The organism is Bradyrhizobium sp. Unk1 (assembly GCF_059512345.1).
The window spans coordinates 470,277-486,011 of sequence record NZ_JCAMOP010000001.1 but is presented as its reverse complement, the minus strand read 5'-3'; the positions used below and the strand labels follow the sequence as shown (position 1 = coordinate 486,011).

General features: G+C 64.7%; 14 protein-coding genes. 7 read left to right on the top strand and 7 right to left on the bottom strand.

The features are described from left to right. Positions 1-176: 176 nt before the first annotated feature. The 5 genes from AC5ZFO_RS02080 (at position 177) to AC5ZFO_RS02060 (ending at position 4,627) form a co-directional block, all read left to right on the top strand. Positions 177-377, top strand: a complete 201-nt coding sequence (locus AC5ZFO_RS02080) for a GDCCVxC domain-containing (seleno)protein (RefSeq protein ID WP_282518826.1) — start codon at positions 177-179, stop codon at positions 375-377. A 91-nt stretch (positions 378-468) separates the two neighbouring features. Next, positions 469-786 (top strand): ArsR/SmtB family transcription factor, encoded by a 318-nt coding sequence (locus AC5ZFO_RS02075; RefSeq protein ID WP_282518969.1) that lies wholly within the window; start codon positions 469-471, stop codon positions 784-786. Positions 787-835: 49 nt separating this feature from the next. Beyond that, a complete protein-coding gene (locus AC5ZFO_RS02070) occupies positions 836-2,203 on the top strand; it encodes an NAD(P)-binding domain-containing protein (RefSeq protein WP_496121193.1) in 1,368 nt (455 codons plus the stop codon). Next, the gene (locus AC5ZFO_RS02065; protein WP_496121205.1) at positions 2,200-3,420 is read left to right on the top strand and encodes an MFS transporter; all 1,221 of its coding nucleotides are present in this window, start codon (positions 2,200-2,202) and stop codon (positions 3,418-3,420) included. Before AC5ZFO_RS02070 ends, AC5ZFO_RS02065 begins: the two co-directional genes overlap by 4 nt. Before the next feature lie 28 nt (positions 3,421-3,448). Further along, a complete protein-coding gene (locus AC5ZFO_RS02060) occupies positions 3,449-4,627 on the top strand; it encodes an MFS transporter (RefSeq protein WP_496121191.1) in 1,179 nt (392 codons plus the stop codon). Positions 4,628-4,649: 22 nt separating this feature from the next. Here the strand turns inward: AC5ZFO_RS02060 and AC5ZFO_RS02055 are convergent, their stop codons facing one another. The 4 genes from AC5ZFO_RS02055 to AC5ZFO_RS02040 all read right to left on the bottom strand — a co-directional run bounded on the left by AC5ZFO_RS02055 (position 4,650) and on the right by AC5ZFO_RS02040 (position 10,597). Further along, entirely contained in the window at positions 4,650-7,898 is a 3,249-nt protein-coding gene (locus AC5ZFO_RS02055; RefSeq protein ID WP_282518824.1) for an efflux RND transporter permease subunit, read from the bottom strand. Between the two features lie 3 nt (positions 7,899-7,901). Continuing rightward, on the bottom strand, positions 7,902-9,071 hold the full coding sequence (locus tag AC5ZFO_RS02050) for an efflux RND transporter periplasmic adaptor subunit (protein ID WP_282518823.1): 1,170 nt from the start codon (positions 9,069-9,071) through the stop codon (positions 7,902-7,904). A gap of 13 nt (positions 9,072-9,084) precedes the next feature. Then, positions 9,085-9,363 carry a metal-sensing transcriptional repressor gene (locus AC5ZFO_RS02045; protein ID WP_282518822.1) on the bottom strand — a complete coding sequence of 93 codons (279 nt, stop codon included), beginning with the start codon at positions 9,361-9,363 and terminating at the stop codon, positions 9,085-9,087. Between the two features lie 295 nt (positions 9,364-9,658). Further along, positions 9,659-10,597, bottom strand: coding sequence for a transcriptional regulator GcvA (locus tag AC5ZFO_RS02040; RefSeq protein ID WP_282518821.1), 939 nt, complete (start codon positions 10,595-10,597; stop codon positions 9,659-9,661). A gap of 130 nt (positions 10,598-10,727) precedes the next feature. On the opposite strand from AC5ZFO_RS02040, the gene AC5ZFO_RS02035 reads away from it, so the two are divergent. Both AC5ZFO_RS02035 and AC5ZFO_RS02030 read left to right on the top strand, forming a co-directional pair. Then, positions 10,728-10,964: a DUF1127 domain-containing protein gene (locus AC5ZFO_RS02035; RefSeq protein WP_282518820.1), complete on the top strand. Its 237-nt coding sequence runs from the start codon at positions 10,728-10,730 to the stop codon at positions 10,962-10,964. Positions 10,965-11,004: 40 nt separating this feature from the next. Beyond that, on the top strand, positions 11,005-11,697 hold the full coding sequence (locus AC5ZFO_RS02030; RefSeq protein ID WP_496121188.1) for a glutathione S-transferase family protein: 693 nt from the start codon (positions 11,005-11,007) through the stop codon (positions 11,695-11,697). Positions 11,698-12,047: 350 nt separating this feature from the next. Here AC5ZFO_RS02030 and AC5ZFO_RS02025 read toward each other — a convergent pair whose 3' ends face one another. From AC5ZFO_RS02025 to AC5ZFO_RS02015, 3 genes are read right to left on the bottom strand one after another with little or no spacing between them, the layout of a single operon-like run. After that, positions 12,048-12,632 (bottom strand): DUF1254 domain-containing protein, encoded by a 585-nt coding sequence (locus AC5ZFO_RS02025; RefSeq protein ID WP_282518818.1) that lies wholly within the window; start codon positions 12,630-12,632, stop codon positions 12,048-12,050. Further along, positions 12,629-13,207, bottom strand: coding sequence for a DUF1214 domain-containing protein (locus AC5ZFO_RS02020; RefSeq protein WP_212482826.1), 579 nt, complete (start codon positions 13,205-13,207; stop codon positions 12,629-12,631). The genes AC5ZFO_RS02025 and AC5ZFO_RS02020 overlap by 4 nt, the downstream gene beginning before the upstream one ends. Positions 13,208-13,216: 9 nt before the next feature. Further along, entirely contained in the window at positions 13,217-15,502 is a 2,286-nt protein-coding gene (locus AC5ZFO_RS02015; RefSeq protein ID WP_282518817.1) for a transglycosylase domain-containing protein, read from the bottom strand. Positions 15,503-15,735: the final 233 nt, after the last annotated feature.

Here is a 15,735-nt window from a genome sequence, read left to right as displayed (position 1 = left end):
GAACTGGGCGCGTCTAGAATGCGTCGTGGCTTGCGATCGAGGAAAGCCGGCAATGCAAACGCAATCGATAATCACGTAATATCCAGATTTATAGAAATGATGATGAAGCGTCAATTGAATTTCCGAACTGGGCGCGTCTAGAATGCGTCGTGGCTTGCGATCGAGGAAAGCCGGCAATGCAAACGCAATCGATAATCACGTGTCCGGTCTGTCATCACGCGTCAGCCGAAACCATGCCGACTGACGCCTGTCAGTTCTTCTACGATTGCAAGGGATGCGGCACCCGGCTCAAGCCGACGAGCGGCGATTGCTGCGTCTTCTGTTCGTACGGATCGGTTCCTTGTCCGCCGATCCAGCAAAACGGAAAGTGCTGCTGAAGCCGCTCTCGTCGGGGAGGGGTCTCTCCTATATTTCCAATATTCTAGAAATACGGTTGACGACGAGGGCCGATCGGCGCATCTTATGGTCATGAAGATCGACGAGGCAGCAGCACGCTTGGAAGCCCTGGGTAACCGGACGCGGCTTCAGATCTACAGGGCCCTGGTCCGCGCTGGACGATCGGGCATGCCCGTCGGCCGCTTGCAGGACAAGCTGAAGATCCCGGCATCGACGCTGTCTCATCACATCAAGTCTCTGGTTGCGGTCGGGCTGATTAGTCAGGTCCGCGAATCCACGACGCTCGTCTGCCACGCGAACTACGACGGGATGCGGGGCCTGGTGGATTTCCTGGTGTCGGAGTGCTGTGCCGACGAAACCGAGTGCAAGGATGCCAAGACGGCGGCCTGACTTTTTTGGCCGACTTATTCGATGATTCTAGAAAGATGGGATAAGCCGAATGAGTGAGAAGACGGTAGCCATCATCGGGGCAGGACCCGTCGGTCTCGCTGCGGCAGCCCACGTGCTCGAACGAGGCATGTCCGCCATTGTGCTGGAGGCCGGACCCGAAGCCGGACACGCGGCCCGCCAGTGGCAGCAGGTCCAGCTGTTCTCGCCGTGGGAGTACAATGTCGACAAGGCCGCCGCGCGGATGCTTGCGCCGACGGGATGGAATTCGCCGGACCCGCAATCCTATCCGACCGGCGGCGAACTGCTCGATCGATACCTGACGCCGCTCGCGACACGCACGCCGCTGCGCGAGGTGATCCGGACCGCCAGCCGCGTCTCGGCCATCAGCCGCGTCGGCTTCGACAAGGCAAAGACCAAGGGCAGAGAGCAGGCGCCTTTTGAAATCCGCTATCAGAACGGCAAGGGGCCCGAGGTTCTGCGTGCAGATGCTGTGATCGATACCTCAGGCACATGGTTCTCCCCCAATCCGGCCGGACGCAACGGCCTGCCGGCGATCGGCGAACATGAATGTGCTGGCCGAGTTGCCTACGGCATGCCGGATGTGTGGGGTGCCAGCCGTTCCAAATATGCCGGGAAGACTGTTGCGGTGCTCGGCGCGGGCCATTCAGCGGTGGGCACGCTGATCAATCTTGTGCATCTCGCCGACGAAGTGCCGGGCACGCAGCCGGTCTGGCTGTTGCGCGGCGCCGATCCCGCGAAGGCTTTTGGCGGCGGCCGCAACGATAAACTCGCCGCACGTGGCGAACTCGGCAGCGCCTTCGCCGCGCTTGTTGCCTCCGGAAAGATCAGGGTCGAGACCGAATTCGGCGTCACGCACCTCTTGGACTCCGAGGGTCGCCTCAAGATCGCGGCAGGGGCCTGTTGCGGTGGGCGAAGCGTGGTCGTGGACGAACTGATCGTATCGACGGGTTTCCGTCCAGACTTCTCCTTTCTGTCTGAACTGCGTTTGCGGCTCGATCCCGCCATCGAGGCACCGGTCGCTCTCGCACCGCTGATCGATCCCAACGAGCATAGCTGCGGCACGGTGCGTCCACACGGTGCGCGCGAGCTCGCGCATGATGAGCCGGGCTTCTACATGGCGGGCATGAAGTCGTATGGCCGTGCGCCGACGTTCCTGATGATGACGGGTTATGAGCAGGTTCGCTCGATTGCGGCCGACCTCGCCGGCGACAAGGAGGCGGCGGCGAGGGTGGAGCTTGTGCTGCCGGAGACCGGCGTCTGCACGCGTGGTGGTGTCGAGGCAGCCGGAGCTGCATCGGGATGTTGCGGCGGCAGTGCGAAGGAGGATTTGTCCACCTGCTGTGCCGCCGACGAAACGGCGAAGAAGGCCGGTGCTTCGGGGTGCGGTTGTTCATGACGCAACTTCCTGCGGGCCAAGCCCGAGGTCCGCTCGCCATCGTGCTCGCGCTCGGCACCGCGCAAACGGTTGCATGGGCGTCGAGCTATTATCTCCCGGCCATCCTGGCCGCGCCGATTGCGCGCGATCTCGGTCTCGCGCCGACTTACGTGTTCGGCGCGCTGTCGGGAGCGCTCGTCATCTCTGGCCTGCTCGGCCCGCGCGTGGGGCATGCGATCGATACGTTTGGCGGACGCAGCCTGCTTGCCATTTCGAACCTCGTGCTTGTGGCGGGCCTGCTCCTGCTGTCCGTGGCCCATGGCGTGGCGGTGCTGATTGCGGCCTGGGCGTTGCTCGGGATCGGCATGGGCATGGGCCTCTATGAAGCGGCCTTCGCGACGCTTGCGCGCATCTACGGTACCCATGCACGGCGAACCATCGCCGGCATCACGCTGATCGCCGGTTTCGCCAGCACGCTCGGCTGGCCCCTCACGACCTGGCTCGCGTCGGAGTACGGCTGGCGCGTCGCCTGCCAGGTATGGGCGGCGATCCATATCGCTGTTGCGTTGCCGCTCAATCTCTCGCTGCCGCGCGCCGTTCCGTTGGACCAGCAGGCTCGACCGGGGCCGGGTGCAATCCAGCAATCCGGACGCCAGAGCGAGACCTTCGCGATGGTGCTGCTGGCTTACATGTTCGCGGCAGCAAGCTTCGTCAGTTCGGGAATCTCGGCCATTCTCCCGACCATGCTGGTTGCGTTTGGCGCGACACCCGCTCAGGCCTTGCTCGCGGGAGCGTTGGTTGGGCCTGCGCAAGTCGGCGCGCGCCTTCTGGAGGCAGGATGGCTCGCCCGGTTTCACCCGCTGCTCTCGGCGAGGCTGGCCATGCTGATGAATCCGATCGGTGTCGTTGCGCTGGTGGTAGGCGGCCCCTTGCTCGCGTCGACTTTCACGGTGTTGTACGGAGCGGGCAACGGCATCATCACCATTGCCCGTGGTACACTTCCATTGGCGCTGTTTGGGCCGGCCGGATTCGGCAAGCGCGTCGGCGTGATCTCGCTGCCTTCTAGACTGACGGGTGCCGCCGCGCCGCTCGCACTGGGGCTGATGGTGGAGCACATCGGCAGCAGTGCGCTGTGGATCAGCGCGCTCGTCTCGGTCTCGGCCTTCTTCGCGCTCTTGCTGCTTCGCACGGAGCAGGCAACATCAACGCCGCTTCAGGTGGGAGAACAAAATTCGTAAGCTCGGCGGCCGGTCTCTGATTGCGGTGATGTGCATAGGGCAGGTCGGCAACCTGCTGCCGCATGTGACCTTGTCCGCAAATCTGGCGCAGCATTTGATGCCGGAGTGGGGCCTCTCCGCCGCCGAAGGCGGCCTGATGGCGAGCGGTTACGCGTTCGGTTACATGCTCGCGGTACCCGTGCTGACGACGTTGACCGACCGGATCGACGCGCGGATTGTCCTGCTCTGGGGCTCGATCGTCAGCGGGCTCGCGACCGCAGCGTTCGGAATCTTCGCGCAAGGGTTCTGGTCGGCGACCGCGATCTGGTCCCTTGCAGGGCTTGGATTTGCCGGCGCCTACATGCCGGGCCTGAAGGCGCTGACGGACCGGCTTCCCGCCGGCGACACCTCGCGCGCCGTTACGTTGTACACTTCGAGCTTCTCGGTCGGCGTTGGTCTCTCGTTCCTGGTGGCGCAACTGATCGCCGACCGCTGGGGGTGGCGCACCGCCTTCCTCGTCACCGGCTTTGGTCCCGTCGCCATGGTCATCGCGTGCCCTCTGATGCGGGAGCAGCGGCCCGCGCCGAAGGCGGGGCGTCTGCTCAACTTCGCACCCGTCTTCGCCAACCGCGAGGCGCTCGGTTACATCCTCGGCTACGGCGCGCACTGCTTCGAGCTTTACGGCATCCGCACCTGGCTCGTCGGATTCTGGACCTTCGTCGTTGCGCACCAGGGCGCGCCGTCCTGGTTGAGTCCCGTCGTGCTGAGCTTCTGCTTCGCGGTGATCTCGATGCCCGCAAGCATCCTCGGCAACGAGGCCGCGCTGAAATTCGGCCGCCATCGCGCGATCACGATCGTCATGATCGCATCGGCCTGCGTCGCACTTATCATCGGGCTCAACGCGACGGCGCCGGCATGGGTGCTCGCACTGCTACTGCTCGCCTATGGCCTGACCGTGCCCGCCGATTCAGGTGCGTTGACTGCCGGCATGTCTGCCGCGGCGACTTCCGAATATCGTGGTGCAACTCTGGCTCTGCACTCGACGGTCGGCTTCGGTCTGTCGGCGGTTGGAGCCTGGGGAACCGGCGCCGCGCTCGACGCGGCCGGCGGCCCGCAGAGCGCGACCGGCTGGCTGCTGGCGTTCATCGTTCTTGCGGCGGGAATCGCGTTGGGGCCGTTCGCGCTGCTGTGGGCGCGGGCGGCTCACCCGGAGAAGCGGCGACCGTGAGCGCGCGAGGGAAGTGCCAACTTTACTCGGCGGCGTGGTCGTGGACGAGGGCCGGCGGCGCATTGCTGCGTTTTGTCGGCGTGCGCGGTACGGCGAAGCGAGCGTACAGCGCCGGCAGCACGACCAGCGTGAGCAGTGTCGCGGTCAGCAGGCCGCCGATCACGACGGTCGCCAGCGGCTTCTGAACCTCGGCGCCAGTACCGGTCGCAAGCGCCATCGGGACGAAGCCGAGCGAGGCCACGAGCGCAGTCATCGCGACGGGACGAAATCGCGTCAACGCGCCTTCGCCAATGGCGGTCTTCGGCTCGACGCCTTCGGCGATCAGCTTGCGGATTTGCGTCAGCATGACGAGCCCGTTGAGAACGGCGACGCCAGAAAGCGCGATGAAGCCGACGGCCGCGGAGATCGAGAACGGCATGCCGCGCAGCCACAGTGCCGCGATCCCTCCGGTGAGCGCGAGCGGCACGGCACTGAAGACGAGCAGAGCATCACGCACCGAGCCAAGTGCGCCGAATAGCAGCAGATAGATCAGGGCGAACACCCCGGGCACCACGAACACCAGCCGTTGCCGGGCGACCGCGAAATTCTCGAACTGGCCGCCCCAGGCGAGATAGCTGCCGGCCGGCAGCTTCACCTGATCGACGACTTTCGCCTGTGCTTCCGACACCAGCGAGCCGATGTCGCGGCCGCGGACCTCGGCTGTTGCGACGACACGCCGTTTGCCGTTCTCTCGGCTGATCTGGTTGTAGCCGGTGGTCTGCTCGAACGAGGCGATCGTCCGCAGCGGGATCGAGGCGGCCGGCGCGTCGGGATTGGCGTGGGGAAGGGGAATCGGCAGTTCTTCCAAGGTTGGAATGTCGTTCCGCAATGGATCGGCAAGGCGCACCACGATCTTGAAGCGGCGGTCGCCCTCGAACACCAGACCGGCATCCGTGCCGCCGATGGCGGTCTGCATCAGATCCTGCACGGCCGCCAGGCTGAGGCCGCGCCGCGCGATCTCCGCCTTGTCGATCTTGATCTCGAGGAAGGGCAGACCCGAGGTTTCCTCGACCTTGACGTTCTCGGCGCCGTCGATCTTGCGGACCACATCGGCGATCTGGCCCGCGGTCCGTTGCATCTGGACGAAGTCGTCGCCGAAAACCTTGACGGCCAGGTCCTCGCGGACGCCCGCAATCAGCTCGTTGAACCGCATCTCGATCGGCTGCGAAAATCCCACCTTGTTGCCCGGCAGCTTTCCGGCCTCGGCCTCGATCTTCTTGATCAGGTCATCCTTCGACATGGCGGGATCGGGCCATTCGTCCTGGGACTTGACGATGATGTAGGTGTCCGATGCGTTTGGCGGCATAGGATCGGCGGCGAGATCGGGCGTGCCGGTGCGCGAGAACACAAAGGCGACCTCGGGAAACTTGCTGATCTGCCGCTCGATGAGGAGCTGCATGGCCTGCGATTGCGCAAGCGCAGTGCTTGGGATGCGCTTCACTTCCATGACGATGTTCTTTTCGTCCAGGGTCGGTGTGAACTCCTGACCGAGCCGCATGAACAACAGCGCGGCGCCGACGAAGAGCAGGGCCGCGGCGGCAACGACGGGCAGTGGCCTCGCGATCGCACCCGAAAGCAGGGGTGCATACCAGCGCTTGAGCGTCCGGACGAGGATGTTCTCGCGCTCGTTGACCTTGCCGGTGATCGCGATCGCCACGGCGGCCGGCACGAAAGTCAGCGAGATGACGAAGGCGACGGCCAGCGCGATCATCACCGTCAAGGCCATGGGCTCGAAGGTCTTGCCCTCGACTCCGGTGAAGGCGAGCAACGGCGTGTAGACCAGGATGATGATGATCTGGCCGTAGACCGATGGGCGGATCATCTCCGATGTCGAGACCTTCACGGTGTCGAGGCGCTCGTCCAGAGACAACGCGCGGCCAAGCTCCCTCTGGCGCTCGGCGAGATGACGCAGGCTGTTCTCGGCGATGATGACGGCGCCGTCGACGATCAGGCCGAAGTCGAGCGCACCGAGGCTCATCAGGTTGGCGCTGATGCGCCCTTGCAGCATCCCCGTTGCGGTGATGAGCATGGTGATGGGAATGACGCAGGCGGTAACGAGCGCGGCGCGGAAGTTGCCGAGCAGCAGGAACAGCACGGCGATGACGAGCAGCGCGCCCTCGGCCAAATTCTTGGCAACGGTGTGGATCGTCGCATCCACGAGTTGCGTCCGGTTGAGGACGGTACGGGCAAAAATGCCCGGCGGCAGGGTCTTGCTGATGTCCTTGATCTTGGCGTCGGCCGCCGCGGCCACGGTCCGGCTGTTGCCGCCGATCAGCATCAAGGCGGTGCCGAGCACGACCTCGCGCCCGTTGACACTTGCACTGCCGGTTCGCAATTCCTTTCCGATCGAGACCTCGCCAAGGTCCCTGATGCGAACGGGAACGCCGCCGCGCGTCGTCACGACGATCTGCTCGATGTCTTCCAGATTTTCGACGCGGCCGGCGGCCCGCACGACGAGGCCTTCGCCGTTCTGCTCGATGTAGTTCGCCCCGCGGCTGGTGTTGTTGGCCTCGATGGCATCGACGACCTGCTTGAAGGACAGCCCATAACCGACCAGCCTTGCGGGGTCCGGCTGCACCTGGAACTGCTTGACGAAGCCGCCGATCGCGTCCGCACCGGCGACGCCGGGAACGGTCTTCATCTGTGGCCGGACGATCCAGTCCTGCACCGTGCGCAGGTAAACGGTGCGCTGGAAATCGTCGGTCAGCCGCTCACCCTCCGGTGTGAGATAGCTGCCGTCGCTCTGCCATCCCGGTCGTCCGTCGCGAACCGGCGCGGACGCGCCGGGCTTCTCGTACTCGACGGCCCACCAGTAGATCTCGCCGAGGCCGGTCGAAACCGGTCCCATCCGGACATCGACGCCAGGCGGCAGGCTGGCCTTGGCCTCGTTGAGACGCTCCGCGACCAGCTGGCGCGCGAAGTAGATATTGGTGCGGTCGGCGAACACGGCGGTGATCTGCGCAAAACCGTTGCGCGAGAATGAGCGCGTCGACTCCAGCCCCGGCATGCCGGCGAGCGCCGTTTCGAGCGCAACGGTCACCTGCTTCTCGATCTCGACGGGCGTCAGCGCCGGCGCGGCCGCGTTGATCTGGACCTGGATATTGGTGACATCCGGTACGGCGTCGATGGGGAGCCTGGTCAGAGACCAGAATCCGGAGGCCGCCGCGACGAGCGTCACCAGCAGGACCAGCCAACGCCGACGGACGGAGAATTCGACGATCCGTTCGATCATCGCTCAGTCCTCATCGCCGGGCTTGGAAAGCTCGGCCTTGAGGGAGAAGGTATTCGAGCTGGCGACGGTCTCGCCGGCGGAAAGTCCCGAGACGATCTCGACGACGGCACCATCGCGCCGCCCCGGCACGACGTCGCGCTTCTCGAAACCTTGCCTGGTCCGGACGAAGACCGCCTTGCGGCCATCGACGGTCTGGACGGCGGCAAACGGGACGGCGACGGCCACGTCGCGGCGCTCGACCGCAATGCCCGCGGTGACGAATGATCCCGGTCGCCAGCGACCATCGGGATTGGGCAGCGAGGCCACGACGCGAGCAGAGCGCGTCTCCCTGTCGAGCAAGGGACTGACGAACACGATCTTGCCGGCGCCGGTCTCCGAGAGGCCCCGCAGCGCGATATCGACCGGCTGGCCTTCCTTCACCAGGGGCAGGTCGGTCGAGGAGACCGCCAACTCGACCCAGACGCGGCTGAGGTCGACGATGACGAACAGCTCCGTTTCGAGACTGTCGCGCCCCACCGCCGTGCCGGATTCGACCTTGCGTTCGGCGACGCGCCCGGAGATCGGCGCCCGGATGTTCTGACTGCGCAGCGATCCGTCGGGCGCCTGCGGCAGACCGGCGATTTCGGCATCGGTGACGCCCAGCGCCATCAGCTTCTGGCGTGCGATGCCGAAGCGCATTTCAGTCTGCGCCGCCGCGTTGCGCGACTTGATGTATTGCTGCTCGGGAACCGCGCGCCCCTCCCAAAGCGACTTGTCGCGCGCCGTCAGTTCCTGTTGCAATTCGTTGGACAGTCTTGCCGAGAGGTATTCACTCTTGGCGTCGGCAACCTCGCGGCTTTCCAGAACGCCGAGGACCTCGTCCTTGACCACATCGTCTCCGATGTTCTTGCGCAGTTCGGCGACCGTGCCGGAGAGCTTGACCGAGACATGGGCGACCCGCCCGGCGTCAGGCACGATGGTGCCGGGCACCATCAGACGCCTCGCGATTGGAGCGGGGCCCGCCTCGCGCAGTTCGATCTCGGCGAGCTTGATGCGCTCGTCGTCCATGACGATCACAGCCGGCTTTCCTTCCGGCTTTGCCGGTGCGGACTGTGCGAACGCCTGCGAGGTGACGTTGGTGACGGCGAGCAAAACCGACAGGATCGCTGCAGCGGAACCGTGGGCCAAAAACATCGAAAGCTCCGCGCTACAAGTATCGCGAAATCGCCTTGAACTCGGCGAGAACGCTTTTCGTCGACTTGCCTGAGCCGCCGTTGGCGGCTGCATCCAGGCAATGGTCGACGTGATCGTGGATCAGGGCCTTCTTGGCCTCGGAGATCGCCTTCTCGACAGCATGGAGCTGCTGGGCGAGGTCCAGGCAGGATCGTCCGTCGTCGAACATCGCGATGACCGTGCGCAGGTGTCCTTCGGCGCGCTTCAGGCGCTTGACGATGTGCGAATGACTCTCGTGTACGTGTTGCGTCATGGTTTATCCTATCCCCTGGGAGGGGATAATCCATAACGACTGCGCAGCCAAGGCCTCCCGCTGGGCGGATTGCAGCAGCACGGGAGGTTGCGCTCCGCAGGAACCTGTTTGCCGGGTGAACGCCCCAGTGACAGCTAAGCTAGTTGATGCTTGTCGAACACGCGCAAACTCGGGTTGACGGCCTGAGGGTCTGACGGCTCGGCAATATTTTGGTTCGAAAGGGAGGCTTGGTTCCGGTGGCTTGCCAATCCGGAGCATCCATCCGCGGGTGAGAAAATCGCCGGAAACGAGGGCCTTATCGCCGCTTCGCTGCCTTTGAAGTCCCGGTGAAGGATTTAAGCAGGCGCAGGTCGCTCGCGGCCTCCGCGAGCAGCCAGTCACGAAATGTCGCAATCTTCGGAAGTGACGCGGTCGCCTTGGGGCAGACGATCCAATAGCTCTTCGACAATGGCACTGACTCCGGGAAGGGCAGCGCCAGCCGTCCATTGATCAGGTCCCAGGCGCCCAATGTCGTGCGGGCCAGGGCGATGCCCTGGCCGTTGATTGCGGCATCGATGACCATGCTGGCGCGATTGAGCACCGGACCATGCGTGACATCGGCGTCGTCAATGCCGACGCCACGTAGCCAATCTGCCCAGTCGGATCTGCTGTCGAGGTGGATCAGGGGAAATCTCAGGATATCCGCGACCCCGCCGATGCGGCGGCGTCCCGACAGCAGCTTGGGACTGCATACGGCGAAGAGCCGTTCCGTGCAGAGCCTTGTGGCATCGAGGCCCGGCCAGTTTCCATCGCCATGGCGGACCGCAAGATCGACCTCCTCACGCGCAAAATCGACGTGATGCATCGTTGCCGAGACGCGGAGATCGATTTCCGAATGCGCTTCCGCGAAATGGCCGAGGCGATGCACCAGCCATTTGGCGGCAAAATCCGGGGACGTGCTGACCGTGAGCACGCCTGCGTTCTGTCGCTGCAACAGCCGCTCCGTACCCGCGGCAATTCGGTCCAGCGCATCGCGTATCACCGCGAGATAGTCGCGACCCGCTTCCGTGATGATCAGGCGCTGGCGCTCGCGGCTGAACAGCTTGATGGCGAGCTCCGTTTCCAACGCCTTGACCTGATGGCTCACCGCACCTTGCGTGACGCACAGCTCTTCGGCGGCCCGCGTGAAGCTCTCGTGGCGGGCTGCGGCTTCGAAGGCCTTTAGTGCGTTCAGCGGTGGCAAACGCGGGCGCATGACGAACCTTCCTGAGGGACTTCATGAGAAAAATTGGGGCTGGCCCGAGAAACGATGCTTTGCGAACTTTGCCCTGCCGGCCCTATGCAGGCGGGCCACGACACGAAATCATGGGATTTGGAGGCAATAAATGTCAATACCTATTGCCGATCGCGGTTTTCCGGCGCGAGTTCGACGCAGTGCGGCGGCCGCGGATCATAAACAAAATTCATGGCAGCCGTTGATCGGCAGATGGCTTGCCCGTATCGAGCGGATAAATCAGCGCGACGATCTTCGCGCGATTGCCGACAATCCCCATCTCCTTGCCGATCTCGGGCTCACTCGGGAAGAGGCCTTGGAGCAAGCGAACAAGCCGTTCTGGCGCTGATCGAACCCGATCGACAGCAAGCGAACCGGGAGGAGAAAACATGTCCGAGACCATCGTTTACGGCTTTCCCCGCAGCACGTTCGTCAACATCGTGCGGCTCGTCCTCACCCACAAGGACGTGGCCTACCGCTTCGAGGACCTCGAGCCCGTGATGGGCAGGAGCGAGCATCTCGCGCTCCATCCGTTCAACCGCGTTCCGATCTTCCGGCACGGCGACTTCACCGTCTACGAGACGCGCGCCATCGTCGGCTACATCGACGAGGTGTTCGCGGGAGCACGGCTGACGCCGCAGAACCCGCACGCGCGGGCTCGCATGAATCAATGGATCGGTGTCGTCGATTCCTACGTCTATCCCTACATGATCTACCATGTGACCCACGAGCGGCTGGTGTTTCCCGAGCTCGGGATTGCATCCGACGAGAAGGTGGTGGCGCACGCACTGCCCAAGGTCGAGACCGCACTCGTGGCCATCGAGCGCGAGCTCGCCGATGGTCGGGACTACCTCCTCGGTCCAGAACTCTCGATCGCGGATTTCTACCTTTTGCCAAGCACCTTTGCGTTCAGCCTGACGGAGGAAGGCAAAGCCATGTACCCGAAATATCCGGCCTTCTGTCGATGGCGGGAGCGCATGGAGAGCCTGCCGACGACGCAGAAGCTGCGCGCGATCCTGCCGCCGCGCGCGCCCATTGCGCATGCCCGCGAGTGGGCGAAGTCGCACCGCCCGAGATATTGATCTAGGCTTGGACTGACACTGGGGGCAGGGACTTTCCGCCAGCTACCCGACGCAGTGGATTGCGTTTTCGAGCGGCGGGGGACGACGGTGATCCTTAGATCACGGTAACCTGTGCTACGACATGAAAAAAGCGCGGCGGATTGCTCCGCCGCGGGTGTTACGAACTTTCGATGTTGCCATCATGCCAGTGTTTTGCCCGACGTGTCAAAGGCGGCCAAAATGGTCTCGCTGCTGAGGTCGCGCTGCTGCTGATCGGTCGTTCAAATTAGCTAGCAGTCTCAATGCCCCCACTACTGTGCATGGGGTTGTTTTTCATGTTTTTGTTTTGAGCGTGCCCAAACGGCCGGGCGTCAACGCCGTCCGCGCGGTGCCTCGGCCTTGGCCGGCGCTTCTGTCTGCGGTGCGCAGGTCGCAGCCTGGAGCGAGCTTTGCGCCTGCTGCATCAGGCCGGGCTCGGCGGCGAGCGCCTTCATCACGATCAGGCCGGTGGTAGCAGGGGAATCGATGATCAGGCGGTCGGCCGCGGTGATCTCTTCGTCCTCGGGCAGCTCGTTGTGCTGCGGCTCGGTCATGAGGTCGAGCTCGATCACCTTCTTGCCGGCGGAGCGGTCGTTGATGGCGTAATAGGCGATCTCGTTGCGGGTGTAGAACGACACCGAGGTGTAGGCCTGGCTCACCGGCACCGTGAGCTTGAGCGGCCCGCTTGTGAGGTCGTAGCGGCAGATCGCGATCGCGAAGGCCGGGTCCATGAACGGCATCGGCGAATTGTTGGGATCGGCGAGGGGAAGCTGCGTCACGGCGTTGAGCTTGGTCATCGGCGTCAGCCGCGAATAGGCGTCCTGTGTCGCGATCCGCGGCAGCGCCAGCACGCTGACGAGATGGACCACGAGGCCCAGCACCACGCCCGCGACGATTGTGAACAGCAGGCGGATCATGAGCAGCCCACCGTCTTGATCGTGGGCATCGGCGCATCGCGCTGGGTGCGCGTCGCAACCCCGACAGGGGTGTCGTAGAGGCGCAGCATCAGCGCGTAGCGCTCGATGCCGCCGGTCGGCAGCCAGTTGCCGGCGCGCGAGCGCGAGGCGATGCGGATCTCGAACGAGCCGTCGGACTGCCGCACGATCTCCTGGCTGGTGAAGCCATAGCGCTGCAGCGAATTGGCGACGAGGTGGCCCTTGCGGTCGTACAGCGTCAACGTCCAGAACCGCGCCGGCGGCGTCACGCCGGAGACGACGACGTCGCAGCGGCCGTCGAGCGCCTTTTTCTTCTCGTCGGCGGTCGCGGTGAAGGCGACGCCGTCGCCGGTGCCGATCGGCAGCTCGCCGTTGCGCACGATGGTGGCGCGCGAATAGGGATCGACGTCGGCGGTGCCGGTGCGGGGGCGGGCGGTCCAGGGGCCGATGGTCAGCGCGCCGATCTCGGTGCCGCGCGTCGTCGTCATCCAGGTCGCGCCGACGCCGACCACGCTCGCGAGCAGAAGGGCCGTCAATGTGATCAGGATCAGCCGCACGGGTTTCGATCAGTTCTTGCGCGGGACGGATGCATTCGCATTCTCTTCCGCATAGTTCTGCGGGAAGGCGAGCGCGCTCGTCGACGAGGCCGGCTTGGCCGCGTTGGCGTCGTTGCTGGTTGATTTGGTCGCGGTCCTGGCGGCGTCATCGAGCAGCTTCTCGACGCGCACCAGGACGTCGGCGCCGCGCTTGGTCAGCACGGGCGGCGGGCCGGGCTTGGTCTCCAGCACCTTCGGTGCCGCATTGGCCTGCGCTGCCACCGGCTGCGGCGGCAGCTTCTGGCCCATGCCGATGCCGGGGATTTCCCGGACCTCGACGCCCTGATGCGCGGCGACCATGATGTCGTGCCAGGTCTGCGCCGGCAGCGAGCCGCCGGTCATGCGATTGGTCGGCGAATAGTCGTCATTGCCGTACCACACCGCGCAGGTGAAATTGCCGGTGTACCCGACGAACCAGGCGTCGCGATACGCATTGGTCGTGCCGGTCTTGCCGGCGGTCGGAATGCCGTCGAGCGCGGCGCGGCGCGCGGTGCCTTCGCTGACGACGTGACTCATCATGCCGGCCATGTCGGCGGCAACGGAGGCCGGGATCGCCTGTCGCGGCTTCGGACCGTCGCGGTCCCAGCGCCAGACCGGATCACCGGCGCCGGTGCGCACTTCCAGCACCGAATGCGGCGTCACCGCCTTGCCCCGGTTGGGGAAGGTGGCGTAGGCGACGGCGTGCTCGAGCACGGTGACTTCGTCCGAGCCGATCGGCAGCGACGGCGTATCGGGCAGCGGCGCCTTGAGGCCGAAGCGGCGGGCGACCTCGACGATCTTGGCGCGGCCGAGCTTGGCCGGGTTCGGCGCCTTCGGCTGTTCCTTCTGGCCGATCGCGATCGACAGCTTGACGGGCACGACGTTGATCGAGCGCGTGATCGCCTGCGTCAGCGTCACCGCGCCGGAATAGGAATGGCCATAGTTCTGCGGACACCAATTGCCGATGCAGACCGGACCGTCGACCACGATCGAGTTCGGCGTGAAGCCGTTGAGGAGCGCGGTGGTGTAGACGTAAGGCTTGAACGACGAGCCGGGCTGGCGGTAGGCGTCGGTGGCGCGGTTGAACTGGCTCGCGCCGTAGTCGCGGCCGCCGACCATGGCGCGGATGCCGCCGTCGAGATCGGAGACGACGGTCGCGGCCTGCGTCGCGTGATAGTCGCGGCCGAACTGGCGCAGCTGGTTCTCGATCGCGTCTTCCGCGGCCTTCTGCACGTTGGCGTCCATCGCAAGGCGCACCACGAAGACGCGCTCGGTGTACGACTTCGGGAAGGTGTCGACCAGCTTGCGCATCTCGTCGAAGGCGTAGTCGAGATAGTAATTCGGCGAGGCCTCGTCGCGGCGATCGACTGCGAAGGCCGGGTTGCGGCGGGCGCCGAACACCTGGCCCTCGGTCATGAAGCCGGCATCGACGAGATTGTCGAGCACGACGTTGGCGCGGGCACGCGCCGCGGGCAGGTTGATGTGCGGGGCGTATTTTGTCGGCGCCTTGAACAATCCGGCGAGCATCGCGGCTTCCGCCAGCGTCACGTCGCGCGCGGATTTGTTGAAATAGAAGTGGGCCGCGCCGTCGACGCCGAACGTGCCGCCGCCCATATAGGCGCGGTCGAGATACAGCTTGAGGATCTCGTTCTTGGTCAGGCGCCATTCCAGCCAGACCGCGAGGAAGGCCTCGTTGACCTTGCGCTCGATGGTGCGCTCGTTGCTCAAGAACAGGTTCTTGGCGAGTTGCTGGGTGATCGAGGAGCCGCCCTGGCGGACGCCGCCGGCCTGGGCGTTGGTGACGAGCGCGCGCGCGGTGCCGGCGATGTCGATGCCGAAATGCTCGTAGAAGCGGCGGTCTTCGGTTGCGAGCGTCGCCTTGATCAGCACGTCCGGAAAGTCTTCCAGCGGGATCGAGTCGTTGTGCTTGATGCCGCGGCTGCCGATCGGGTTGCCGTAGCGGTCGAGGAACGACACCGCGAGGTCGGACTTCTTCAGCCAGTCCTCGTCCGCGGTCTCGCGGAAGGCGGGGATGGCGAGCGTGAGCATCACGACCAGGCCGCCGAGGCCCAGCGTCGCGGCCTCCGACAGCGGCTCGATGAACACCCAGCGCTTCCACCGCCCGACATAGAAGCGGTCCATGAAGGTCGAGTAGCGCTCGTAGAGCTCGCGGATACCCTTGGCGGAGGAGAACAGCGAGGAATCGATGCGCGCGTCGAGATCCAGAAAGAAATTCCGGATGCGGCTCTTCCAGTTGGATGGTGTGTTCTGGACCACCTAGAACCCTTGAGGCTCGGTTCGACAGCGTTCAGGCACCCGGCCGGGCGGCACCGAGACGTCTTGAGGGAATGTTACGGCAAACCCAAGGCGCCGGTTTCGCGTCCGAGGGGACTTGCTGTTCCTTCTAGCCGAGCAGGGCCTATAAACCAATGGTCAGGCTCGCGATTTTGAACAACAGGCCTAATTGACCCCGGTTCATTACGGGCCTCAATTGGGCGTTGCTTGCAGCG